This window comes from Paraburkholderia monticola (assembly GCF_001580545.1).
GTDB lineage: Bacteria > Pseudomonadota > Gammaproteobacteria > Burkholderiales > Burkholderiaceae > Paraburkholderia > Paraburkholderia monticola.
Window position 1 is genome coordinate 166,768 of record NZ_LRBG01000036.1, and the last position, 22,825, is coordinate 189,592.

A 22,825-nucleotide genomic window follows, 5' to 3' on the forward strand; every position below is an offset into this window, starting at 1 on the left:
GGAAGCGGATCCGACCAGCGAAGGCAGGTTTGCGCGGAGGGTGGGGGCAGTATCGTCTTCGAAGGAATAATCCAGAACGCGTGTAACTGTTCAACGTCAAGGCAGCCGAGTCCAGAGCTGGGCAAGGAAGACCGGTGGCCTGCTCTGCGTGCGTGGAGCAGGGCGCACCATGACCAAGGGAAATCCACGAGACAATAACATCGGACGGCTGATGTAAATTGACGCTCGACGCAGCCACCAAAGGCAACCATGCACCTGAGCGTATGATCCCCCACGGCTTGCTCACACGCCTGCATGGCAAGTGCGCTGTCGTCAGTCAGACCGCGCTGACCACTGCGCCAGCATCTGCAAGTTCGATCTCGTACGCGAACGACGTTAGACGGCCCCGCGCACCACTGTCCGGAGAGGAAAACTATGCAATTTGAGGCTTTCAGCTCTTCCGACCTGGCGGCATACCTGAGGGGTATTCCGGCCGTCAATGCACGGCTCGGCGACGACAGCGAATTGCAAGTCGTCGAAGTGGGCGACGGCAACCTGAACTACGTCTATTTCGTGAGCAGCACGCGCGACCCGCGGTGCAGCGTGGTCGTCAAGCAGGCGCCGCCGTACCTGCGGCTCGTGGGCGAAGCCTGGCCCTTGCCGCGCGAGCGCATGGAGCGCGAAGTGGCTGCGTTGCGCCGCTTCGGCGCGCTGTGCCCGCAGCATGTGCCGACCGTCTATCACGCCGACAGTGAGAAGTACCTCATCGTGATGCAGCGGCTTGCCTCACATCGTGTGTTGCGCCAAGGCCTGACCGAGGGCATCGTCTATCCGCACCTTGCCGATCACATCTCCACCTTTCTCGCGCGCACGCTCTTTCACGGCTCTGACTTGTATCTCTCGCCCGAGGCGAAGAAGGCGGAGGCAAGTGGCAGCATCAACACAGCGTTGTGCAAGATTACAGAGGATCTTGTCTTCACGTATCCGTTCGAAGACCATGCATCGAACGTGTACAGTCCTGCGTTGCCTGCGGTCGCCATCGAGCGGCTGCGCACGCACGAGCCGCTGCGCCGCGCGGCGGGCGAGATGAAGTGGGCGTTCATGAACCATGCGGAGACGCTCGTGCACGGGGACCTGCATACGGGCTCGATCATGGTGAACGAGCACGAGACGTACGTGATCGACCCCGAGTTCGCGTTCTACGGGCCAATGGGCTTCGACATTGGCGCGTTCATTGCGAACCTGCTGCTCGCGTACTATGCGCGTGATTGGCACGACTGCATCGCCGGCCGTGAGCCGCTCGCGTTTCAGCGCTGGCTGCTCGAGCAGGTCGAAGCGGTGTGGAACGGCTTTGCGCAGAAGTTTGCGCAGCTCTGGCGCATGCATGAGCGCGAGGCGGGCCGTGCCTGGATCGGCGGACCCGCGGAGGCGCGCGCAGCCGAGTCGTTCCGCGAAGAATTCATGCGACGGCTTCTCGCGGATACGCTAGGCTTCGCGGGCTGCAAGATGATCCGACGCATCGTCGGCATGGCGAAGGTCGCGGAGATCACCAGTATCAAGGACGAAGCGGTGCGCGCACGCGTGGAAGTGCGCTGCCTGCGCCTCGCCGAAGCGCTCCTCGTGCAGCGGCGCGAACTGGCATCGGTAGAGGCGGTCACCGCGCTGGCCGCGCAGGTGCTCGCTCAGACGGTGGACGTCTGAGCGAGCCCGCGTAACATGAGGCAATCCGCCGCCCACGCGGCGTGGTCCGGCTTACCGGAATCGACGGAGACCCTATGGCTTTGCAGCCACTCAATTCGAGTCTGCCACCCACCATCGAATGGCGCGACGACACCCTTTATCTACTCGACCAGACGCGTCTGCCTCGGGAGTGCGTCGTCGAGACGGCCGACAGTGTCGAGGCGGTGTGGCGAGCGATACATGAGTTGCGCGTACGCGGCGCGCCCGCAATCGGCGTTGCGGCGGCGTACGGTCTGTGCGTGGCGATGAAGCACGAGCGGCAGGCATCGCGCGAAGCGTTCCTCGCGCGGCTCGAACATCACGCCGCCTATCTGGACAGCGCGCGACCGACAGCCGTGAATTTGCATTGGGCGCTCGAGCGGATGCTCTCGCACGCGCGTGGCATTGCGGCCCAGACGGGCGCGGCAATCTACGATGCGCTCGTTGCCGAGGCAATGCGCATTCATCGTGAGGATGTCGAACTGTGCGCGCGGATCGGCGAACACGGACGTGCGCTGATTGCTCCCGGCAGCGGTGTACTCACGCATTGCAATGCCGGCGCGCTCGCGACGACGGGGATCGGCACCGCGACCGCGCCGCTATATTGCGCGCATCGCGACGGCGAATCCTTTCGCGTCTATGCGGACGAGACGCGCCCGCTCCTGCAAGGCGCGCGGCTCACCGCGTACGAGCTGCAGCAGGCCGGGCTCGACGTCACACTGATCACCGACAGCATGGCGCCAACGCTGATGGCGCAGGGGCTCATCGATCTCGTGATCGTCGGCACCGACCGCGTGGCTGCGAACGGCGACGTCGCCAACAAGATCGGCACGCTCGGCGTGGCGATCGCGGCGAAGCATTTCGGCATTCCGTTCTACGTGGCTTGTCCTTCGTCCACGCTGGATCTGCGCACGGCGTGCGGCGTGGACATCGTGATCGAAGAGCGCGGCGCCGACGAAGTGGCGCAGTTCGCGGGCCGGCGTATCGCGCCGGAGGGCATCCAGGTCCGCAATCCGGCGTTCGACGTCACGCCGCATGCGCTCGTCACTGGGATCGTGACGGAGCTGGGCATCGTGCGCGCGCCGTTCGAAGCCAATCTGGCGGCGCTCTTCGCGAAGGGAGAGGCCGTATGAGCGACACGAACGAGGGAGGCGGCCAGCGTCGTGTGGGCGAAGCGGCGGCGCGTGCGCGCGTCGCTCGGGCCGAAGCCGAATTGCGTCAGCAGATCGTCGATACCGCTCTCGAGATGGAGCGCCTCGGCATCAATCAGGGGACCTCGGGCAACGTCAGTGTGCGCTGTCGTGACGGGCTCCTGATCACGCCGAGCGGCGTGCCGTGCGCGGCGCTCACGCGTGATCGTATCGTCTGGATGCCGCTCGATGTGCGCGAAGACGATCCGCTCTTCGAGGCAGACCGTCCGTCTTCGGAGTGGCGCTTTCATCGTGACATCCTGCGCGCGCGGGCCGATGTGGACGCGGTCGTCCATACGCATTCGAATGCGGCGACGGCGCTCGCGATCCACGGCCGCGGCATTCCTGCGCATCACTATATGGTGGCCGCGGCGGGCGGTAATTCGATTCGCTGCGCGCAGTATGCGACCTTCGGCAGCCAGGCGCTCTCCGATCATGCGCTCGAAGCGCTGCGCGACCGCCTCGCGTGTCTGCTCGCGCATCACGGTGTGATTGCACTTGGGCGCGATCTCGCGCGGGCCTTGTGGCTGGCGAACGAAGTCGAGGTGCTGGCGAAACAATACCTGCTCGCGTGCCAGCTTGGTGAGCCGCCGCTGCTCTCGGATGCGCAGATGGATGAGGTTATCGAGAAGTTCAAGGGCTATGGACCGCGCAAGTGATTCGCGGGGCGGTGTCAACACGGCGGACCATAGTGGCGCAGCCCACATGAGTTTCATCGCGCCAGTCGCTGCCGCTCGTGTATTCCAGGATGCCGTCGCTCGAATGGCTGGTCCGCAACTGAAAACTGCCCGATTCCCTGGTGGTGCTTTTCGGCCATTGTGGACATTCGACACTCGTCGATCGGAAGGCAGGTTCCGGTCGCTCTTCTGTCATTCGAAACTCTGTAACCGCGAATGCCGCGCTCGCTTTCTGCGGATGCGCACTTTCGACCCACACGGGACACTCACTCCTGCGGCAAGCGGACGCCCGAATAGGAGCTTCTGTGTGGATTGCCAACGATTTCAGGTGGTAGAGCTATCGCATCAGACCAGCTCCGGTGTTGCTCAACTTTCGAGGCCTAGCAGTACAGCTTTGTAATGTGAGCGGGCGACAAGTACCGTAGCTTGTCCAAACACGAAACCGCCAACGCCGCCTCCGATAATCGCTCCAACGATCGGGTGGGCGGAAAATGCACCAAGTCCTCCACCCACTCCAGCGCATATGGCGCAGGCGAAAAGACCGGCCCATGTTTGCCAATGGCGCCAGGTACGACGATAGGCGCGTCGCCAGTAAACGCGTCTATCGCTAGCGGGAAGATTGGCTAGCTCAGGGATACTTTTCAAGGTCCAAAAGATTGTCATCGTCGATCTCCTAGCCGTTTGTTCGCGCCACGGAATTGTCGACGATCTTCAACACGCTGTCGACTGACCGGTCCTGGCCGCGCGTTGACACCCGAGTCAGTCCTCGATCTTTCCATCTTAGCCGGGTTGAAGGTGCTGGCACTCCGTTTGGAGCCAATAGTCGACCACGCGCTGTGCCGCTTGTAGATCATCCGGGTAATACGGATCGTCAAACCACGGTGACGGGTTGTAGCCCGCTTTCCTCAAAGCAGCGAGCTCGCTTTGGTGCTGCGCCATCGTAGGAGGCGCATTTGTCTTGAGCGAAGCCAGGTCGCGGCACTCCGTCGGGGTGAGGTGAGGCCCGGCATACGGCATGTCGCCAGCGACACAGCCGGTGAGCAAAATAACCAGAGCGGGAAGTGTTGACCGTATTCCAGGCCGATTTCTCATAGTGCCTCTCCTTCCCTGCGTCGCGCCGTGAACCAACTCGTATTGCGCACCTTTGCTGCTGCTTATGGGCGGAAAATGCTCGCCTTCGACTCATGCCTGTGGTGCCGATCTATTTGAGCCCCAAGCGCTGTCTGACCAACCTATGCAACTCAATGAGAGCTTTCCGCTGCACGAAGGACTCCGGGTCGTCTATATCGAGTTCGTGAAGAGTCTGATCGGGTCCCGCTACGGGGGCTGAAACCGACAGCCCAGATATGGGGCTCTGCGGCGGTATCCAGGTTCCTACCAATCTGCCTTTTTGGCTGATGACCGTGATTTTCGACATTTCAGAACCAATCCTGGACATTCAAATTATGCGGAACGGGACGTGGACCGGGATTGGTGATCGTAATCGTATAATTCAGACCGTTATTGGTCGCGATCACCCCCTGATTGACGATCACAAGCACGTCGCTGCCGATCACATCGTCGATGATGTTTGGAGCTTGAACAACGACACCTCCGTCGAGCCCGCTGCCGATTGTTGTGGTCCAGGTGACCGTTTGCTCTGGCTCCAAAGTGAAAAGGCCACCTACTGAACGATATTGAGCCATGGTGTTCGGACCTCCAATGCACGCCTTGCGAATATGTAAAGATCATATTCCATTCCAGCGGCAATAGATGTCGAACGACCGCAGATGAATGTCCAGGTAGCCGTTGACACCTGGCACCATCATTGTTCCCCACGAATTTACGAACGTCGGCAGCGACCCGACGTAATTGAGCCCGATGGCCAAAGCAGCGCGTGAGGGGACGGGCAAGAAAAGAATCAACGCACTGACATTGGCTACATCAGCGTAACAGAGGTCAAGCCCTACCGCCGCATTCAGCGTTGGGAGCACAAAGCGGTACTCGAAAGAATGCAACTCATCCTGGTTCGCCAGCTTGACGCCATGACAATACCGCGCAGAACGGTCGAACACGTGTTCGGCACGCTGAAGCACTGGAATCAGGGCTCTCTGATTCACAAAGACACTCCGGGCGATGAAGCTGGCGGGCGCGTGATCTCACGCCTGACCAGGCTCGCTGGCATAGCGCAATAAGCCCTGGAGGCAACCGGCAACTCCGAACACGCGGCCTCACCAGCCGCTCCTCTGGCCTGCCGGTTCAGATGCTTTTGCACAACCTCGCCGACTACAGCCCGATGGGGGGCTGAGATCCAGCCGTGGTGGATTCACAGCGTTTCGGCATCTGATCGCGCTACGGGACGTCGGCGCCAGATAACGCGTGCCTGGTCCGGAGAGGCTCTTCATTTCGCTACACTGCGCATTTTCGCTGACAACCTGCCTGGAGGATGCACATGGACCGCATGGTGGCAATGGAGACTTTCGTAGCAGTTATCGATGCAGGTTCATTTTCTGCCGCCGCACGCCGGTTGAAGCTGGGTCAACCAGCCGTCTCAAAGGCAATCGCACAGTTGGAGGAACGTCTGGGCGCCCGTCTGCTATTAAGATCGACACGTGGCCTGGCGCCGACGGATGCCGGTCAGCGGTTCTATGAGCATGCACTCAGGGCCATCGATGAGACAGAGCAGGCCGAACAGGCAGTGCGTGAGTCGTCGGATGGCTTGTCCGGACGACTGCGCATAGGTGCGGCCGTCACCTTCGCCCGGCTGCACGTCTTGCCAGCGCTAAAGTCTTTCCTCGATCAACACCCCAATCTGAGCATCGACATCGTGCTAGATGATCGGTCCGTCGATTTGCTCGAAGAGGGTGTCGACGTCGCATTGCGTATGGGCACGCTGGACGATTCGACCATGACCGCACGTCGTATCTCCACCGGGCGACGGATTGTCGTCGGCACACCATCATATTTTGCGCAAGCAGGACTTCCGCAAACGCTTGCCGACCTTAGCCGACATCAGGCGGTGGTTTACTCCGTGCGAGGTGGTGGTGAATCGTGGTTGTTCAGCCGCAATGACGGCTCCGACTCAACCGTGACCCTGTCCGGCCGAATCAGCGTGAACGCAGCTGAAGGCATGCGCACGGCAGTACTCGCTCACATGGGCCTTGCTGTCGCTTCGGAATGGATGTTCGCCCCCGAACTCGCGAGCGGCACAGTTCAGGCCGTCCTGACTGACTGGACGTTACCGCCGATCGACCTGTGGGCAGTTTTTCCGTCCGGCCGTATGGCAACCACGAAGGCGCGTGCTTTCGTCGCGTTTGTCGAACACCTCCTCAATGAGCGCAAATCCAGCGAGGACCCCACCGGCTAGCCGCTGCGCAGCCAGGCGCCAACTGTCCCGATCTGCCCCCTCGCAGCAGGAATAGGAGCTATTCCCCACCCGTGACTACCGGGCGATGCCACCTGAGCGGAGGATACGCATCAACCAATGCACGAAAACGTTGGCTCCGATACGGCGGTCTCTCCCGGTTGCTCAAGCCGGAAGACCGCTTCGAAACCTACCTGTTGAGGAAAACCATGACTCAAGCTCTGAAAGGCAAACTCGCCCTGGTTACTGGCGCTTCGCGTGGAATTGGTGCAGCTATTGCGGCACGTCTTGCACGCGATGGCGCGTCGGTCATTGTTCACTATGCGTCGAGCCCGGCGCGCGCCGAAACAGTCGTCAATGAGATCCGCGATGCCGGCGGCGAGGCTGAAGCTGTGGGCGCCAACCTGTCGCAGCCGGAAGGCGTCAAGAGCCTCATCGACTCGTTGAACGGTGCCTTTGGCGGCCGCTTCGAGGGGCGGCTCGACATCCTTGTTAACAACGCGGGCACGGTCGAGTATGGACCATTCCTCGATTCGTCGGAGACGTCATATGACACACACTTCAACTTGAATGTTCGTGCGCCGATCGAGCTGGCGAAAGACGCGGCAGCGCGAATGGTCGCGGCAGGCTCGGGACGCATCATCAACGTGGGGTCGGCCTTTGGCGAAGCTGCGCCACTGCCTGGCGTGACACTTTACATCGCCTCGAAGTTCGCCATCAGAGGCTTCACTCGCGGGCTATCGCGCGAACTCGGCAAATATGGCGTGACCGTGAATGCCGTTCAACCCGGGCCGATCGATACAGAACTTGCTCCACAGCCCGGCACGGAAGACCACGCAACGATGACAAAGCTCGCAAGCGTGGGCCGTTTCGGCAAACCGGCAGAAATCGCGGCGGCCGTCGCTTATCTCGCCAGCCCCGAAGCAGGCTACACGACCGGCGAGAGTCTGACGGTGGACGGTGGATGGATTGCCTGACCCACGCCGCTTGCTGAGCGCTGTTCGAATGCCTCGCGCATCTATCTTTCTGGACCTCGTTTGCCAATGGCGCGGCAAATCAGGGACGCCTGTAACAATGTGACCGGCGTCGATCTCTCGAGCCGAGCGCGTGAGATTTGCACAGGAAAGCGGCGGTGCAGCGATAGACAGCTTCACCGCTGCGCCTGCTGCCGACGTGGTGGTTGCGATGGGGGCGCCGCCACGGCAACTGGGTTCGCTGGTTGACAGCGAGTTACGATTCACAGGAAGTTTTGCGCGTGCCCCGCACCTCGAATCACGGTCATTCGCAAATCTCCATTTCCTCTGTCTCCCGAAGATTAATTCAGGCCGCCCTGGCACATGTACTTGACCGCGAGGTAGTCGTCGAGCCCGTACTTCGAGCCTTCACGGCCATAGCCGGATTCCTTCACGCCGCCGAACGGCGCCGCCTCGCTCGATACCGCGCCTTCATTGATACCCACTACGCCCGCCTCGAGCTGCCCGGCAACACGGTTGATACGCCGCACGTCCTGCGTGTAGAAATAAGCGGCGAGGCCGTAGGGGGTCGCGTTCGCAAGGCGGAGCGCTTGCGCCTCGTCGTCGAAGCGGAACAGCGGCGCGATCGGTCCGAAGGTTTCTTCGCTACAGAACAGCATATCGTCGTTAGCATCCGTGAGCACGGTCGGCGCGTAGAAGTTCGCGCCGAGCTCCGTCAGACGCCTACCGCCCACCAGCACGGTCGCGCCGCGCTGGACGGCTTCATCGACATGGCGGGCGATCTTGTCGACCGCACGCGCGTTGATCATCGGACCGATCTGCGCGCCCGGGTCCGTTGCGGGTCCGACCGTCAGGGCGGCGACGCGTTTCGCCAGCCGATTCGCGAAGTCCGTGTAGACGCTGCCCTGCACATAGATGCGATTCGGGCACACACATGTCTGGCCGCCGTTGCGGAATTTCGCCGCCATCAAGCCGGTCACGGCTGCGTCCAGGTCGGCGTCGTCGAAGACGATGAACGGCGCGTTGCCGCCGAGTTCGAGCGAGAGCCGCTTCAGTGTGCCGGCCGCTTCGCGCGCGAGATGCTTGCCTACCGGTGTGGAGCCGGTGAAAGTGATTTTGCGCACGCGCGGATCGGCTAGCCAGTCGGCGACGGCAATTACGCCCTGCGCGCGCGATGCCGACACCATATTCAGCACACCATCGGGCAAGCCGGCCTCCTGCGCGAGCGCTGCCAGCGCGAGCGCGGTGAGCGGCGTGTCCTCGGCGGGTTTGGCGACGACGGTACAACCGGCCGCGAGCGCGGGCGCGATCTTGCGAACGATCATCGCCAGCGGGAAATTCCACGGTGTGATCGCAGCGACCACGCCAACCGGCTCTTTGACCGCGCTCATGCGCTTGCCGCGCTGCTGTTGCGGGATCAGATCGCCATAGATGCGGATTGCTTCATCGGCGAACCAGGCGACATACGACGCGCCGTACGCGACTTCGCCGCGGCTTTCCGTGAGCGGCTTGCCTTGCTCCATCGACATCAGTCTGGCGAGGTCTTCCGTGTTGGCCACGATCAATGCATGCCAGCGCCGTAGAATCTCCGCACGCTCGCGCGCAAGCATGTCGCGCCAGCCAGGAAACGCGCGAGCCGCGGCGTCGGTGGCGGCCCGTGCGTCGACGGTGCCGCTGTCTGCCACCTCGGCGATGGTCTCGCTGGTGGCTGGATTGCTGACCGCGAAGCAGGCGCCGTCGAACGCGCCGGCCCATAGTCCGTCAATGAAATTGTGCCGGCGAATCAGATCACCGCGGGTGAGGGCGAGAGACATCGAACGACTCCTTCATAGGGAAGGCTAAATGCTACGCGTGCGACGCCGCCGATTAATTCAACGAATAGCGGTTCGCCGCGAGCGCGACACTTATTTTCGACGGGCTACAGCATTTTCTGCTGTGCGCCGGAGATGACCACCCCGACACCTGAATCGGCGTCGTGCCGGTTAGTCCCGCCTTGCCCCAGTCTTCGAGATTCTGCAGATTCACGCTTTGCTTGAGTTGCTGTACCTTCATCTTCACGTTACCTCTTGAGTGGGCACGGACCGCTTCATTGGCCGCTTTATCAGGCGTTCGTCACCGTCTGCTCGACCCTGCCCAGCCGTACGACGGTCACGCCGGGTCGGAGTTGCCGCAGCGACGGCATGACGAGCATGCAGTTGTCGTACGGCGTGACGACTGGCTCGCCGTTGGACCAGCCGATCACGGCGCCCGCTTCGGCGAAGATCTCCAGACCTCGGTATGGCGCCGCGAAACGAAAATCCATGCTGGTGGCCACCACCGGTTGCGTCACGCGAACGATGTGCTGCGCGGGCGGCAACGGCGCGATCCACCCGGCCGGCAAGTCCGCTTCGTCGATTACACCGGAGAGCAGCAGGAAGCGCGCGGTCGTATCGCGCGCGACCGCGACCGCGCTGCGCTCCCAATGCTGTCCGCATTCGATCAGCAGCGCGTTCTTAGGGCTGGCGGGGTCGCCGAAGCCTTCGTAGTTGCGCATGCGGCGGCCTTCGGGATGGCCTTCATCGCAGATCACGGTAGCGGGCGTGCCGAGCCGCACAGCGAGATCGATGCCCTTTTTCAGCGGTCCCGCCACGATCAGCGGTTGGCTCTTCTCGTGCATGGAGTGCAGATCGAGCAACGCATCGACGCTGTCGATCACTGGCCGCATCGCGCGCGCCCGTGTCAGTTCGCTGGAGGTGCGCGAGGTGTCGTCGAGCACGGCGGCGGTCCACACGCGGTTGAAGTCCTGATCGACGAAGCGCGCGGCATCCGGATTCGCGGGATCGAAGCGCCGATACGCGGCGACGTTGGCGAATGCCAGCGTGAGGCGCCCGCACCGCGGACGCAATCCGCGCCGCAGTAGTTCATCGACGACGATCGCGCCACACACCTCGTTGCCGTGCGTGAGCGCATTGATCATCACGTGTGGACCCGGGGCGCCCGAGTCGAACGTATGGACGTAGGCAATGCCGGACGCCGATTGTTCGTGGACCGAAATATCGGGGAATTCGACTTCGATGGGATAGTCTTCCGTGCTCATGGGGCGTGTCCTGGCAGAAAGTAGGCGAGTGGCTCACGCTAGCCTGGCCGCGATTGCGTGGCCGACTTCGCTCGTGCCCGCCTTTCCGCCGAGGTCGCCGGTATGCGGACCTTCGATCAGCGTCGCCTCGATCGCCTTGAGAATCGCGTCGTGCGCTTCGCGCTCCTTGCCGCTCGACTGGCCGAGGAAGTCGAGCATCATCGCGGCCGACCAGATCATCGCGATCGGATTCGCGATGTGCTTGCCGGCGATGTCGGGCGCCGAGCCGTGAACCGGTTCGAAGAGCGACGGAAACTTGCGGTCCGGATTCAGGTTGGCCGACGGCGCGAGGCCGATCGTGCCCGTGCACGCGGGGCCGAGATCGGACAGGATGTCGCCGAACAGATTGGTTGCCACCACCACGTCGAAGCGGTCCGGGTTCAGCACGAAGCGCGCACTGAGAATGTCGATGTGCTGTTTGTCCCACGTGACGTCCGGGTACTGCGCGGCGATGCCGGCTGCACATCTGTCCCACCACGGCATGCTGATCGCGATGCCGTTGCTCTTCGTCGCGACGGTGATCTTCTTGCGCGCGCGGCGCTGGGCGAGATCGAACGCGAACTTCAGGACGCGCTCGCTGCCGTGCCGCGTGAACACCGACTCCTGCAGCACGAACTCGCGTTCGGTGCCTTCGAACATCACGCCGCCCACGGACGAGTACTCGCCCTCGGTGTTCTCGCGCACGATCCAGAAATCGATGTCGCCGGCCTTGCGTCCCGCGAGCGGCGACGGCACGCCCGCGAAGAGGCGCGCAGGCCGCAGGTTCACGTACTGGTCGAACTCGCGGCGAAACTTCAGCAGCGACCCCCACAGCGAGATGTGATCGGGCACGGTATCGGGCCAGCCGACCGCGCCGAACAGGATCGCATCGGCTGATTGCAGTTGCGCTTTCCAGTCGTCCGGCATCATCTTGCCGTGCTTCGCGTAGTAGTCGCAGCTCGCCCAATCAATGTGCTGATACTCGAGTTCGATGCCGAAGCGCTTTTGCACGGCGTCCAGCACGCGAATAGCTTCTGGCATGACTTCGACGCCGATGCCGTCGCCGGGTATGACCGCGATCCGATATTTGTTCGACATGTTGTGCTTCTCCGTCGGGGCTTCTGAACGATTCGATAACGGCTATTTTATTCCCGCTGTTTGAGACTAAAATGGTCGCTTCAGTTAAGCCACTGTGCACGATTCGTGTACAAACCGCGCCGCCATTCATCCAACTATGAGCGCTGTCCCATCACCCGATCTCGGCGATTTGCGCGTGTTCTGTGAAGTGGCGCGCAAGTCCAGTTTCAGCGCGGCGGCGGAAGCCTTGTCGGTGTCCGCGGCGTATGTCAGCAAACGCATCAATGTGCTCGAGGCTACGCTCGGCACGCGTTTGCTGCACCGTTCCACGCGCCGGGTGGCGATCACGGAAGCGGGCGAGCGCGTCTATACGTGGGCGGAAAAGATTCTCGACGATGTCGATCAGCTCGTGGAAGACGTCTCCACCACGCGCCGCATTCCCGCCGGCAAGCTGCGCATTTCGAGCAGCTTCGGCTTCGGCCGGCGCTTCCTCGCGCCCGCACTTGCGCGTTTCTCCGAGCGCTATCCGCAACTGAGCGTGCGGCTCGATCTGTTCGACCGTCTCGTCGACGTCGGCGGCGAAGGCTTCGACCTCGATGTGCGCATCGGCGACGAGATCGCGCCGCATCTGATCGCGCGCCGGCTCGCGTCGAATCATCGCGTGCTATGCGCCTCGCCTGACTACCTCGCGCGGCATGGCGCGCCGCGCCAGCTTGCCGACCTTTCATCGCATGCATGTCTTGCGATCAAGGAGCGCGACCATCCTTTCGGTCTGTGGCGGTTGACGGTCCGCGGTGAGGTGGTCCCGGTCAAGGTCACGGGGCCGCTGTCGACCAATCACGGCGAAGTGGCGGTTCAGTGGGCGCTTGCCGGGCGCGGCATTGTCCTGCGGTCGTTGTGGGATGCGCGGCCTCTGCTCGAAAGCGGCCAGCTGCAACAGGTGCTGCCCGAGGTCACGCAACCGGCGAATCTGTGGGCCGTGTATCCGGCACGGCTCGCGCAATCGGCGAAGGTGCGGGTCTGTGTGGACTTTCTGAGCGAGGAATTCGCGCAATGGAGTCCGCCGGCCGAAGGCTCGGCCGGCGTGGACATGGGCGGGGTTGTCGGGCGTTGAACGCCTAGTGATGATTCTGCGAGAACAACGTTTCGAGCGGGTAATGACTCTTCACGAACGGCGACTTGATGATGACGTAGCTGAAATACTTCTCGATACCGATATCGCGTTCCAGAAGACTCTCTATGATGCTCTGGTAGTGGCTCACGCTGCGCGTCACGAACTTCAGCAGATAGTCATAGCCGCCACTGGCCAGATGGCACTCGACGATCTCGTCGACGTCGCGAATCGCATTGACGAACTTGATGAAGTCTTCCCGCCGATGATCGGCGAGCGTGACTTCGGTAAAGACGATCTGCACGTCGCCGAGCTTTTCGAGCTGGATCTGCGCACCATAGCCGATGATGTAGCCGGCTTTCTCCAGACGCTTGACCCGGATCAGGCAAGGACTGGGCGACAGGCCAACCGCGTCGGCAAGCTCGACGTTGGTTATGCGGCCTTTCTTCTGCAACTGGGAAAGTATGCGCAGGTCAATCCGGTCTAGCTTGCAGTCGCTGCTCATCGTAACGTCGTCGCTCCGGCGATGGATCTGGATGGCTCAGGTGGTCCTCTACTCTAGCATGCAGCGGCATGAGTTTTGACCTTCAACGCGGCGCGCACGTCGGCTTGCGCGAGAACGTCGTCGAGGGTCTTTTCGAGCCGTTCGAACAGCAGGTCGAACTCGGCCTCGGTGTACGAGAGCGCCGGTGCGAAACCGAGAATGTTGTCGCCGAAGGCGCGGAACACGAGTCGGTTCTGATAGGCGGAGGCCGCGATCCGTTCGGACAGTTTCAACGCCGGATCGAAGCGCGCCTTGCTGTCCTTGTCGGCGACGAGTTCGAGTGCGCCGAGTAGACCCCGGTGGCGCGAGTCGCCCACCAGCGGATGCGCGAGCAGCGCGTCGAGCCCGCGCGCGAAACGCGGCGCGCGCGCGACGCCGTTCGCAAGCAGCCCGCCTTCGTGATAGAGGCGCAGCACCTCGAGGCCGATGGCCGCGCTCACCGGATGCGCCGAATACGTATGGCCGTGGCCGACCACCGCTTCGGCGTCGCCGTCCGCGATGCCCTGGTAGATTTCGTCCGACATCAGCACGGCGCCCATCGGCGCATAGCCCGCGGTCAGCCCCTTCGCCACCGTCATCAGATCGGGCTCGACGTCTTCGGCCTGGCAGGCGAATAGCGGACCCGTGCGGCCGAATCCCGTGATGACCTCGTCGGCGACGAACAGAACGCCGAGCTTACGGCAGGTTTCACGCATCGCCTTGAGCCAGCCGACCGGCGGCACGATCACACCGCCCGAGCCCTGGATCGGTTCGCAGAAGAACGCGGCGACGTTGTCGGCGCCGAGTTCGGCCACTTTCGCTTCGAGCGCGGCCACCGAGGCGGCGATCAGCGCGGCATCGTCGGCGAAGTCATTGCGGTACGCGTAGGGCGACGGCAGATGATGCTGGTTCGGCAGCGGCAGATCGAAGTTGCGGTGGAACGCGGGCAGCGCGGTGAGCCCGGCGCCCATCGTCGACGAGCCGTGATAGCCGCGCTCCAGCGCGATGGTGTGCTTCTTCGACGGACGGCCCGTCGCGTTGAAGTAGTGCGTGATGAAACGCAGCGCCGAGTCCACCGCATCCGAGCCGCCGAGCGTGAAGTACACGTGTTGCAGCGAAGCGGGCGACAGCTCGACCAGCTTTTGCGCCAATTCGATGGCCGGCTCGGAGCCGAAATGGAAATAGCCGGTCGCGTAGGGCAGCTTCTGCATCTGCGCAGCCGCTGCCTCGACAATGCTCTGCTGACCATAGCCCACGTTCACACACCACAGTCCGGAGAACGCGTCGAGCAGTTCGTTGCCGGCCGCGTCGCGCAGAAACGCGCCGCTGGCGGAGTCGAGGACGGTGACGCCGTGTGCTTCGTGCGCGCGGTAGTTGATGACCGGGTGGATCAGATGCTTGCGGTCGGCTTCGATGAGCGATTGAATCGGCATGATGGTTTCTCGTCGCGGGAAGGGGCTGTTGACCGTTCCATACTACTGATCAGCGACGATCGCCTGCTCACCTAAACAATTGCCTGAAAAGCGCGCGCGACGCGTTTTGATGCATGGCCTTAGCATTTTCTGCTGCGGGCGCTGAAAAGCCGCGCCGCGCGGGCCTCGCGCCTCGCTGTGCACTCAATAGCCCGCAGTGCGGTCGATCTGACCCAGCATCGGCAGGCCTTCGCGATGCCGGCGCAGGTTCTCCAGCACCACGTCGACGGCGGTTTCCGGCCGCGTCGCGCTGGCGATATGCGGCGTGATGCGCACCCGCGGATGCGTCCACAACGGATGGCCGGGGGGCAGCGGTTCGGGGTCGGTGACATCGAGAATGGCGTTGCGCAACTGGCCGCTTTCGAGCGCCGCGAGCAGATCCTGCTGAATCAGATGCGGTCCACGGCCCGTTTGAATCAGCGACGCGCCACGCGGCAGCTTCGCCAGGAACTGCGCGTCGAGCAGTCCGCGCGTGGCGGACGTGAGCGGCAGCAGGCAGATCAGGATATCGGTGCGCGCGAGAAACGCATCCAACGTGCCTTCGCCCGCATAACAGTGCACGCCTTCGATCTCGCGAGCCGAACGGCTCCATCCGACGCAGGCGAAGCCGAACAGGCGCAGCCGTTCCAGCACGGCCGTGCCCAGTACGCCGAGCCCCAGCACGCCGACGCGGCGCTCGCTGGCCGGCTTGAGCGGCAGCTCGCGCCAGGCCTGCTGCTGTTGCTGAAGCCAGTAGTCGAACAGGTCGCGATGAATCGTCAGCACAGCCTGCGTGACATATTCGACCATGCCTTCGACGATCCCCGGCTCGATCATGCGCACGACAGGCACATGCTCAGGCACGCCCGACAGATCGAACTGATCGATGCCGGCGCCGACCGAGAACACGATTTCCAGATTGGGGAAGAGGCGCGTGGGATCTTCAGGCGGCTGCCAGGCGGCGAGGTAGCGGATCGCGGCCGGATCGCCCAGATCGGGCCAGATATGAAACGGCAGATCGGGTGCCTTCTGTGCGAAAAGTTTGGCCCACTGGGCGCCGCGCGTCGGGTCGGCTTTATAGAGGAAGGCCATGAGGGTCAGCAGATTGCCTGGTTGATGATGCCGTATTGCACGTAGTGCGCATCCTGGCCGCCGCCCGCGGGTTCTCCCGGCACGACGGGGCGGACCATCTTGATGACCGTGTCGACGCGCGGCAATCCCAACTGTTCCAGCCACTCGGTCAGACCGCTTTCGCCCGGTGTATCGATACGCACGAACACCCCTTCGTTCAGCGCCAGCCAGTGGCTGATCAGTGCCTTGGCGCGACTCGACTCTTCGGAGGCGGGCGCGACCACCGGACCGATCGCAAAGCCGCGTCCGAAGCGGCGGAACAGCGCGAAGCCGATCAGTTCGCCGTCGCGGTCGAGCGCGATGCCGTCGGCGGTGCCGAGCAGCGCGGGCAGCACTTCGCCCCGGTCCAGACCGCTCGCACGCGAGGCCAGTTCAATCAGGCGCACGGTATCGCTCGAGCCGAGCGGGCGCAAACGCTCACCCGGTGGCAGCGACACGAGCGGCGGCTGGAATGCCGCGCCCTGATGCTGGTCGAGCGTGCCGGCCGCGTGAAAGCCGAGCTTTTCATACAGCGGCTGACCCGCGAGCGTGGCGTGCAGAAAGGTGACGCGCCCGCCCAGTTCTTCGAGCACGAGCTCCATCAACCGTCTGCCGATGCCGCGCCCCTGGTGCGCCGGCGACACGATCACCATGCCGAGCGAGGCGCGCTCGGTGCCGTATTTCCAGCACAGGGCGGTGCCGATCAGGCCGCTCGCGTCTTCGGCTACGAAGCCGACGCCCAGCAGTGCGACGAACCTCCAGTCGTCCGCGCGATGCGGCCATTTGAGTTCGACGGTCAACGCGTGCGCGGCAGCAATGTCGTCGAGGGTGAAGCGTCTGTAGGTAATCGGATCGGACACGCCGTGCTCCCTGGTTGACTGAAGGCTTACGCCGTCACTTTGTCATCCGGTGCGCGGCGTGACTAGGACGATCTTTTTATCGTGCGCCCCGGAAAGGGCCGCATCGAAATTCGATGCAAAACGCGAGGTCTGGGCGCGCATTACAGGTGAGTTCTGCTGCGTGGCGATTTTTGTCGGCGACATATGCCAGGCCCGCGGCTCTACGATTTTGTCATGGCGGCGGCGTGCTCGAAACCCGCAGCACGGACCACTAGCCAGTCACACAGGAACCCTTTCTCATGGACAGCTTCAATCCGGACGACGTCGCGATTCGCAGCGGCCATTACATCGGCGGTGAATATGTGGAGGCGGGCGAGCGTCGCATCGCGGTGGCGCGGCCGTCGGACGGGGTGGTGTATGCGTCCATACCGCTCGCCGATGCCGCCGTGGTGGACCGCGCGGTCGAGAACGCCTGGCAGGCTTTCAAACACAGTGGCTGGGCATGCATGGCGCCGCGTGAACGCGCGAAGATTCTGCGCCGTTTTGCCGAGCTGGTCGAAGCCGACGCACCGACGCTCGGCCGGCTGGAAGCGCTCGGCTCGACGCGGCCGATTGCCCAGGCGATCGGCTGGGATGTGCCGTTCACCGCCGAAGGCATTCGCTTCTACGCCGAGTTCGCCGACAAGCTGGGCGGCGATGTGGCGGCCACCGATCACGATCATCTCGGCATGACGATCGCCGAGCCCTACGGTGTGATCGGCGCGATCGCGCCATGGAATTTCCCGCTGGTCATGGCCTCCTGGAAGATCGCCCCGGCGCTGGCGGCGGGCAATGCGGTGGTGCTCAAACCATCGGAGATGACGCCGTTCTCGGTATTGCGGCTCGCCGAGCTGGCCGTGCGGGCGGGCGTGCCCGCGGGCATCTTCAACGTGGTCCAGGGCGATGGCAGCGTGACCGGCGACGAGCTGGTGCGTCACCCGAAAATCAGCAAGGTCACGTTCACGGGCTCCACGCGGACCGGCGCGTCGATCATGGCCGCCTGCGCGAACAGCGGCACCAAGCCGGTCACGCTCGAACTGGGCGGCAAGAGCCCGCAAATCGTATTCGCCGACGCGCCGCGTCTGGACGACGTGGCGCGCCGCATTGCGGGTGCGATCACGGGCAACGCGGGACAGGTGTGCGTGGCGGGCTCGCGTCTGCTGGTCGAGCGAAGCCTCGCCGAGCCGCTCGCCGAGCGCATCGGCAAGATCTTCGCCGAGTTGAAGCCCGGCGCAACCTGGGCCGCCGGCACCACGCTCTCGCCGATCATCTCGGCGCCGCAGGCGGCGCGCATCGAAAGCATCGTGGCACGCACGCTGGAGGCCGGCGCGACGCTGCGCCATGGCGGTGTCAGGGCGGACGGTGGCGCTGACGGCGCGTTCTATACCCCCACCTTGCTGACGGACGTCACGGCCCACTCCGAAGCGGTGCGTGAAGAAGTCTTCGGTCCCGTGCTGACGCTGCAAACTTTCGACACCGAAGAAGAAGCGCTCGCGCTCGCGCAGCACCCCGAGTACGGACTCGCGGCCGGTGTCCATACCGCTGACCTGGGCCGGGCGCTGCGTTTCGTGCGTGGGCTCGAAGCGGGCACGGTGTGGGTCAACCGCTATGGCCGCACCTCGGACTTCATGATTCCCACGGGCGGCTACAAGCGCTCCGGCATCGGCAAGGACCTGGGCCGCCAGGCCTATGAGGCGAACCTGCGCTTCAAAAGCGTATTGATCGACCTGCGCGCCTGACCGTATGCCGGCCGCAAACGCATAGCAGACAAGGCTTTCAGCCCGATCGCCGCATTCTGTGCTGTCAAGCGCCTCAAAAACGCATGGTTTGTGTCACCAGCAGCGCCGTAATCAGGAACATCTATGTTTTTGCGCTGATTAAATCTCTTACAGGAATGAGCCTTTCCTGTTTTCGCCAATGAGCTCCGGCTGCGAGCTCACCACCACGATAGGACTGCACCATGATCGAGTTCGAACCGAAATACATCACCTTCGATTGCTACGGCACGCTGATCAAGTTTCACATGGCCGACATGACACGCGAACAGTACGGCCACCTGCTGAACGGCGAAGACATGGAGAAGCTCATTGCGTTTTACTCGGGTTATCGCCGCGACGAAGTGCTCGGCGCCTGGAAGCCGTATCGCGACGTGGTGGTCAACGCGCTGCGCCGCGCCTGCAAGCGCATGAACGTCGAATTCAACGAGGCGGGTGCCCAGAGCATCTATGAAGCGGTGCCGACCTGGGGGCCGCACCCGGACGTGCCGGAAGGTCTGTCGCGTCTCGCGAAAAAGTACAAGCTGGTGATCCTGTCGAATGCCTCGAACGACCAGATTCAGCGCAACGTCGACAAGCTCGGCGCACCGTTCCATGCGGTTTTCACCGCCCAGCAGGCGCAGTCGTACAAGCCGCGCATGCAAGGCTTCGAATACATGTTCGACCAGTTGAACTGCAACCCGGAAGACGTGCTGCACGTTTCGTCGAGCTTGCGTTACGACCTGATGACCGCGCACGACCTGGGCATCAAGCACAAGGCTTTCGTCAAGCGGGGCCACGAACCCTCCACACCGTATTACCAGTACCACGAGGTCGACGACATTCCGCATCTGGCTTCGGAACTCGGTTTGTAAGCGCCGCTCTTTTACGCGCAAGGATTGCCCGTCGCCTCGCTCATTGCCTATCACAAGGACTGACCGGATGAAGCTCGATTCCTACTGGCTCGACACGGCGCCGTCCCTGCTTTCGGCGTGCGAGGGTCCGGTCGACAGTCAGGCCGATGTGGTGGTGATCGGCGGCGGCTTCACCGGACTTTCGGCTGCGCACGCGTTGGGCAAGCGCGGGGCGACGGTGACCGTGCTCGACGCGGGCCGCATCGGCGGCGGTGCGTCCGGGCGCAACGGTGGGCAGGTCAATACCGGGGTCGCGCAGGACTTCGTCGCGCTGGTCGCGCAGCTCGGCGTGGAGCGTGCGAGTGCCTGCTACCGCGCGTTTTCGGATGCCGTCGACACAGTCGAGCGGCTGATTCGCGAGGAAAGCATCGATTGCAATTACATCGCGACCGGTAAGCTCAAGCTGGCGTCCAAGCCGCATCACCTCGCGCATCTGGAGAAGACGGCGGAGTTGATTCGCCGTGAAGTCGATACGGACATCGAACTGATCGACCGCAGCCGTATCCGCAGCGAAATCCAGTCCGACAGTTTTTTCGGTGGACTGTTGCAACGGCACGGTGGCCAGATGCATATGGGCAAGTTCGCGGTCGGTCTCGCCGAGGCCGCCGTGCGGCGAGGCGCGAAGCTGTACGAGAACGCTGCGGTTACCGCGATCGTGAAGGACGGCGGCGACTTTCGCATCACCACGGCGCGCGGCGAAGTGCGCGCGAAGCAGGTGCTGATCGCGACCGGTCCGTCGCGGCAGGGTCCGTTCGGCTGGTATCGGCGGCGTCTCGCACCGGTCGGCTCATTCATCGTCGTGACGGAGCCCGTGTCGCCGGATCTGCTGGCGCAAGTGTTCCCGAACCGGCGCGCGTACACCACCACGCGTTTGATGCACAACTACTTCCGCGTGACGCCCGATTCGCGTTTGCTGTTCGGCGGCCGCGCGCGCTTCACGGCGTCCGAACAGCCGTCCGATGCGAAGAGCGGACGCATCCTGCAACAAGGCCTCGCCACGATGTTCCCGATGCTTGCGAGCGCGCGCATCGACTACTGCTGGGGCGGTCTGGTGGACATGAGCGCCGACCGTCTGCCGCACGCCGGCCAGCACGACGGCATCTATTTCTCGATGGGCTACAGCGGCCACGGCACGCAGATGTCGACGCACATGGGCCAGGTGATGGCCGACGTGATGGACGGCCACGACGACCAGAATCCGTGGCGCGAGTCCGAATGGCCCGCAATTCCCGGCCACACCGGCAAACCCTGGTTCCTGCCGCTCGTGGGGACGTACTACCGCATCAAAGACATTTTCTATTGATCGTTCGTTGTTCGATGTTGTTCGATTAGGCAGTCAAAACCACGCAGCCACCCCTGCTCAACCTCATTGCTGACCCCCGCGGAGAAGTTCGATGATTAAGGAAAACTCGCAGCATGGCGCTCTAGAACTCGGCACCGGGTTGGAGCGCTTGACGGCCAGAGGCGCCTCGCGGCGCGACGTGCTGCGCGCGATGGCCGCGGCCGGCATGATGTCCGTCACCGGCGCTGGTTTGCTGAGCGCGAGCGGTGCTGCCCTGGCTCAGGCCAAACCGAAGCAGGGCGGCAAGATCCGCGTGGCGACGCAGTCCGCCTCCGCGGCGGATACGCTCGATCCCGCCAAGGGCGCGCTCAGTACCGATTACGTTCGCGGCTTCCTGTTTTACAACTGCCTGACCGAACTCGACTCGCACCTCGGCGCGAAGATGTCACTGGCGACGTCGCTCGATACGAAAGACGCCACGGTGTGGGTCGTCAAGTTGCGCAACGGCGTGCAGTTCCACGACGGCAAGGCGCTCGCGCCGGCCGACGTGGTGTACTCGATCATGCGCCACAAGGATCCGGCTACCGCTTCGAAAGCCAAGACGCTGGCCGACCAGATCAAGGAAGTGAAGGCCACCGGCCCGAATGAAGTGACTATCACGCTGGAAGGTCCAAACGCCGATCTGCCGGTGATTCTTGCCACCTCGCATTTTCAGATCATCAAGGACGGCACCAAGGACTTCAAAACGGCGATCGGCACCGGCCCGTTCAAGGTCAAGGAATTCTCGCCGGGCGTGCGCACTGTCGGCGTGAAAAACGAGAAGTACTGGAAGCCGGGCATGCCGCATCTCGACGAGGTCGAACTGATCGGCATTGGCGACGAATCGGCGCGCGTGAACGCGCTGCTTTCGGGCGACGTGCAACTGATCAACGCGCTGACCCCGCGTTCGACCACGCAGATCAAGAGTGCGGGTGGTTTCTCGGTGCTGGAGACGAAGACCGGTTTGTACACCGACCTGATCGTGCGCGACGAAGGCGGCATTACCGGCAACGACGATTTTCGTCGGGGCATGATGTATCTGCAGGACCGCGAGCAGATGCGCCGGGCGATCTTCCAGGGTTACGGGACGATCGGCAACGACCAGCCGATTGATCCGACCAATAAGTATTACCTGGCTGGCTTGCCGCAACGTGCATTCGATCCGGACAAGGCGAAGTTCTATTTCCAGAAGGCCAAGGTCGGCAGCGCGCCGATCCAGATTTTCGCTTCGCCGGCCGCGGATGGGTCGGTTGAAATGGCGATGTTCCTTCAGCAGGTCGCGCCGCAAGCCGGCCTGAATCTGCAGGTGACGCGCGTGCCCGCCGACGGCTACTGGTCGAACCACTGGATGAAGCATCCGCTCGGCTTCGGCAACGTCAACGCGCGTCCGAGTGCGGATGTGATTTTCACGCAGTTCTTCAAGTCGGACGCGCCGTGGAACGAAGCGAACTGGAAAAGCCCGAAGTTCGATCAGATGCTGCTGGCCGCGCGCGGGGAACCGGACGACGCCAAACGTAAGAAGATCTATGGCGATATGCAGGTGCTGGTGCATGAAAACGGCGGCATCGGCATTCCGCTGTTTCAGAGTTCACTCGATGCGTATACGAACAAGCTCAAGGGCCTCGGCTCGATTCCGCTCGCCGGGCTGATGGGCTTCATGTTCGCGGAAAACGTCTGGCTTGAAACCTGAGTTGGGTTGGTGCGGCGCTG

General features: G+C 63.0%; 21 protein-coding genes. 10 read left to right on the forward strand and 11 right to left on the reverse strand.

The genetic code is table 11. From position 1 onward, the window contains the following. The first annotated feature begins 414 nt into the window (after positions 1-414). From mtnK to CI15_RS23835, 3 genes are all read left to right on the forward strand, one after another. Positions 415-1,680 carry an S-methyl-5-thioribose kinase gene (gene mtnK, locus CI15_RS23825; RefSeq protein ID WP_062132056.1) on the forward strand — a complete coding sequence of 422 codons (1,266 nt, stop codon included), beginning with the start codon at positions 415-417 and terminating at the stop codon, positions 1,678-1,680. Between the two features lie 74 nt (positions 1,681-1,754). Further along, positions 1,755-2,831, forward strand: coding sequence for an S-methyl-5-thioribose-1-phosphate isomerase (mtnA, locus tag CI15_RS23830; protein ID WP_062132058.1), 1,077 nt, complete (start codon positions 1,755-1,757; stop codon positions 2,829-2,831). Further along, entirely contained in the window at positions 2,828-3,547 is a 720-nt protein-coding gene (locus CI15_RS23835) for a class II aldolase/adducin family protein (RefSeq protein WP_062132059.1), read from the forward strand. The genes mtnA and CI15_RS23835 overlap by 4 nt, the downstream gene beginning before the upstream one ends. A 798-nt stretch (positions 3,548-4,345) precedes the next feature. On the opposite strand, the gene CI15_RS23840 is transcribed toward CI15_RS23835, so the two are convergent. The 3 genes from CI15_RS23840 to CI15_RS36675 all read right to left on the reverse strand — a co-directional run bounded on the left by CI15_RS23840 (position 4,346) and on the right by CI15_RS36675 (position 5,664). Next, positions 4,346-4,657 (reverse strand): DUF4148 domain-containing protein, encoded by a 312-nt coding sequence (locus CI15_RS23840; protein ID WP_062132061.1) that lies wholly within the window; start codon positions 4,655-4,657, stop codon positions 4,346-4,348. A 326-nt stretch (positions 4,658-4,983) separates the two neighbouring features. Next, complete coding sequence (locus CI15_RS35640; protein WP_075643765.1) at positions 4,984-5,250, reverse strand: hypothetical protein; 267 nt, start codon at positions 5,248-5,250, stop codon at positions 4,984-4,986. 42 nt (positions 5,251-5,292) lie between these two features. Then, positions 5,293-5,664 carry a hypothetical protein gene (locus CI15_RS36675; protein ID WP_062132065.1) on the reverse strand — a complete coding sequence of 124 codons (372 nt, stop codon included), beginning with the start codon at positions 5,662-5,664 and terminating at the stop codon, positions 5,293-5,295. 332 nt (positions 5,665-5,996) lie between these two features. On the opposite strand from CI15_RS36675, the gene CI15_RS23855 reads away from it, so the two are divergent. Continuing rightward, the gene (locus tag CI15_RS23855) at positions 5,997-6,911 is read left to right on the forward strand and encodes a LysR family transcriptional regulator (protein WP_062132067.1); all 915 of its coding nucleotides are present in this window, start codon (positions 5,997-5,999) and stop codon (positions 6,909-6,911) included. Between the two features lie 158 nt (positions 6,912-7,069). After that, positions 7,070-7,885 carry an SDR family NAD(P)-dependent oxidoreductase gene (locus tag CI15_RS23860; RefSeq protein WP_241495908.1) on the forward strand — a complete coding sequence of 272 codons (816 nt, stop codon included), beginning with the start codon at positions 7,070-7,072 and terminating at the stop codon, positions 7,883-7,885. A gap of 338 nt (positions 7,886-8,223) precedes the next feature. Here CI15_RS23860 and CI15_RS23865 read toward each other — a convergent pair whose 3' ends face one another. The 4 genes from CI15_RS23865 to CI15_RS23880 are packed head-to-tail and all read right to left on the reverse strand — an operon-like array spanning position 8,224 to position 12,074. Next, entirely contained in the window at positions 8,224-9,696 is a 1,473-nt protein-coding gene (locus CI15_RS23865; protein ID WP_062132070.1) for an NAD-dependent succinate-semialdehyde dehydrogenase, read from the reverse strand. A 52-nt stretch (positions 9,697-9,748) separates the two neighbouring features. Then, positions 9,749-9,940 carry a hypothetical protein gene (locus CI15_RS37175; protein WP_153041177.1) on the reverse strand — a complete coding sequence of 64 codons (192 nt, stop codon included), beginning with the start codon at positions 9,938-9,940 and terminating at the stop codon, positions 9,749-9,751. A gap of 43 nt (positions 9,941-9,983) precedes the next feature. After that, complete coding sequence (locus CI15_RS23875) at positions 9,984-10,958, reverse strand: M14 family metallopeptidase (RefSeq protein WP_062132075.1); 975 nt, start codon at positions 10,956-10,958, stop codon at positions 9,984-9,986. 33 nt (positions 10,959-10,991) lie between these two features. Continuing rightward, positions 10,992-12,074, reverse strand: a complete 1,083-nt coding sequence (locus CI15_RS23880) for a tartrate dehydrogenase (protein ID WP_062132078.1) — start codon at positions 12,072-12,074, stop codon at positions 10,992-10,994. Positions 12,075-12,210: 136 nt separating this feature from the next. Here CI15_RS23880 and CI15_RS23885 point away from each other — a divergent pair, with 136 nt between their 5' ends. Further along, the gene (locus tag CI15_RS23885) at positions 12,211-13,167 is read left to right on the forward strand and encodes a LysR substrate-binding domain-containing protein (protein ID WP_062132080.1); all 957 of its coding nucleotides are present in this window, start codon (positions 12,211-12,213) and stop codon (positions 13,165-13,167) included. 4 nt (positions 13,168-13,171) lie between these two features. Here CI15_RS23885 and CI15_RS23890 read toward each other — a convergent pair whose 3' ends face one another. From CI15_RS23890 to CI15_RS23905, 4 genes are all read right to left on the reverse strand, one after another. Then, positions 13,172-13,669, reverse strand: coding sequence for an Lrp/AsnC family transcriptional regulator (locus CI15_RS23890; protein WP_062132083.1), 498 nt, complete (start codon positions 13,667-13,669; stop codon positions 13,172-13,174). Between the two features lie 53 nt (positions 13,670-13,722). Beyond that, positions 13,723-15,120, reverse strand: coding sequence for an aspartate aminotransferase family protein (locus CI15_RS23895; protein ID WP_062132087.1), 1,398 nt, complete (start codon positions 15,118-15,120; stop codon positions 13,723-13,725). Positions 15,121-15,303: 183 nt separating this feature from the next. Next, positions 15,304-16,230 (reverse strand): 2-hydroxyacid dehydrogenase, encoded by a 927-nt coding sequence (locus CI15_RS23900; RefSeq protein WP_062132089.1) that lies wholly within the window; start codon positions 16,228-16,230, stop codon positions 15,304-15,306. A 5-nt stretch (positions 16,231-16,235) separates the two neighbouring features. After that, positions 16,236-17,108: a GNAT family N-acetyltransferase gene (locus CI15_RS23905; RefSeq protein ID WP_062132092.1), complete on the reverse strand. Its 873-nt coding sequence runs from the start codon at positions 17,106-17,108 to the stop codon at positions 16,236-16,238. A 278-nt stretch (positions 17,109-17,386) separates the two neighbouring features. On the opposite strand from CI15_RS23905, the gene CI15_RS23910 reads away from it, so the two are divergent. The 4 genes from CI15_RS23910 (at position 17,387) to CI15_RS23925 (ending at position 22,805) form a co-directional block, all read left to right on the forward strand. Then, complete coding sequence (locus CI15_RS23910) at positions 17,387-18,865, forward strand: aldehyde dehydrogenase family protein (RefSeq protein WP_062132095.1); 1,479 nt, start codon at positions 17,387-17,389, stop codon at positions 18,863-18,865. Positions 18,866-19,086: 221 nt separating this feature from the next. Beyond that, positions 19,087-19,755, forward strand: coding sequence for a haloacid dehalogenase type II (locus CI15_RS23915; RefSeq protein ID WP_062132099.1), 669 nt, complete (start codon positions 19,087-19,089; stop codon positions 19,753-19,755). Positions 19,756-19,822: 67 nt separating this feature from the next. Then, positions 19,823-21,097, forward strand: coding sequence for an NAD(P)/FAD-dependent oxidoreductase (locus tag CI15_RS23920; protein ID WP_062132102.1), 1,275 nt, complete (start codon positions 19,823-19,825; stop codon positions 21,095-21,097). Between the two features lie 91 nt (positions 21,098-21,188). Beyond that, a complete protein-coding gene (locus CI15_RS23925) occupies positions 21,189-22,805 on the forward strand; it encodes an ABC transporter substrate-binding protein (protein WP_062132105.1) in 1,617 nt (538 codons plus the stop codon). The last annotated feature ends 20 nt before the right edge of the window (positions 22,806-22,825 follow it).

Coding starts and splice junctions, on each gene's coding strand:
- mtnK (WP_062132056.1), top strand. CDS start 415: ATGCAATTTGAGGCTTTCAGCTCTTCCGACCTGGCGGCATACCTGAGG.
- mtnA (WP_062132058.1), top strand. CDS start 1,755: ATGGCTTTGCAGCCACTCAATTCGAGTCTGCCACCCACCATCGAATGG.
- CI15_RS23835 (WP_062132059.1), top strand. CDS start 2,828: ATGAGCGACACGAACGAGGGAGGCGGCCAGCGTCGTGTGGGCGAAGCG.
- CI15_RS23840 (WP_062132061.1), bottom strand. CDS start 4,657: ATGAGAAATCGGCCTGGAATACGGTCAACACTTCCCGCTCTGGTTATT.
- CI15_RS35640 (WP_075643765.1), bottom strand. CDS start 5,250: ATGGCTCAATATCGTTCAGTAGGTGGCCTTTTCACTTTGGAGCCAGAG.
- CI15_RS23855 (WP_062132067.1), top strand. CDS start 5,997: ATGGACCGCATGGTGGCAATGGAGACTTTCGTAGCAGTTATCGATGCA.
- CI15_RS23865 (WP_062132070.1), bottom strand. CDS start 9,696: ATGTCTCTCGCCCTCACCCGCGGTGATCTGATTCGCCGGCACAATTTC.
- CI15_RS23875 (WP_062132075.1), bottom strand. CDS start 10,958: ATGAGCACGGAAGACTATCCCATCGAAGTCGAATTCCCCGATATTTCG.
- CI15_RS23880 (WP_062132078.1), bottom strand. CDS start 12,074: ATGTCGAACAAATATCGGATCGCGGTCATACCCGGCGACGGCATCGGC.
- CI15_RS23885 (WP_062132080.1), top strand. CDS start 12,211: ATGAGCGCTGTCCCATCACCCGATCTCGGCGATTTGCGCGTGTTCTGT.
- CI15_RS23890 (WP_062132083.1), bottom strand. CDS start 13,669: ATGAGCAGCGACTGCAAGCTAGACCGGATTGACCTGCGCATACTTTCC.
- CI15_RS23895 (WP_062132087.1), bottom strand. CDS start 15,120: ATGCCGATTCAATCGCTCATCGAAGCCGACCGCAAGCATCTGATCCAC.
- CI15_RS23900 (WP_062132089.1), bottom strand. CDS start 16,230: ATGGCCTTCCTCTATAAAGCCGACCCGACGCGCGGCGCCCAGTGGGCC.
- CI15_RS23910 (WP_062132095.1), top strand. CDS start 17,387: ATGGACAGCTTCAATCCGGACGACGTCGCGATTCGCAGCGGCCATTAC.
- CI15_RS23915 (WP_062132099.1), top strand. CDS start 19,087: ATGATCGAGTTCGAACCGAAATACATCACCTTCGATTGCTACGGCACG.
- CI15_RS23920 (WP_062132102.1), top strand. CDS start 19,823: ATGAAGCTCGATTCCTACTGGCTCGACACGGCGCCGTCCCTGCTTTCG.
- CI15_RS23925 (WP_062132105.1), top strand. CDS start 21,189: ATGATTAAGGAAAACTCGCAGCATGGCGCTCTAGAACTCGGCACCGGG.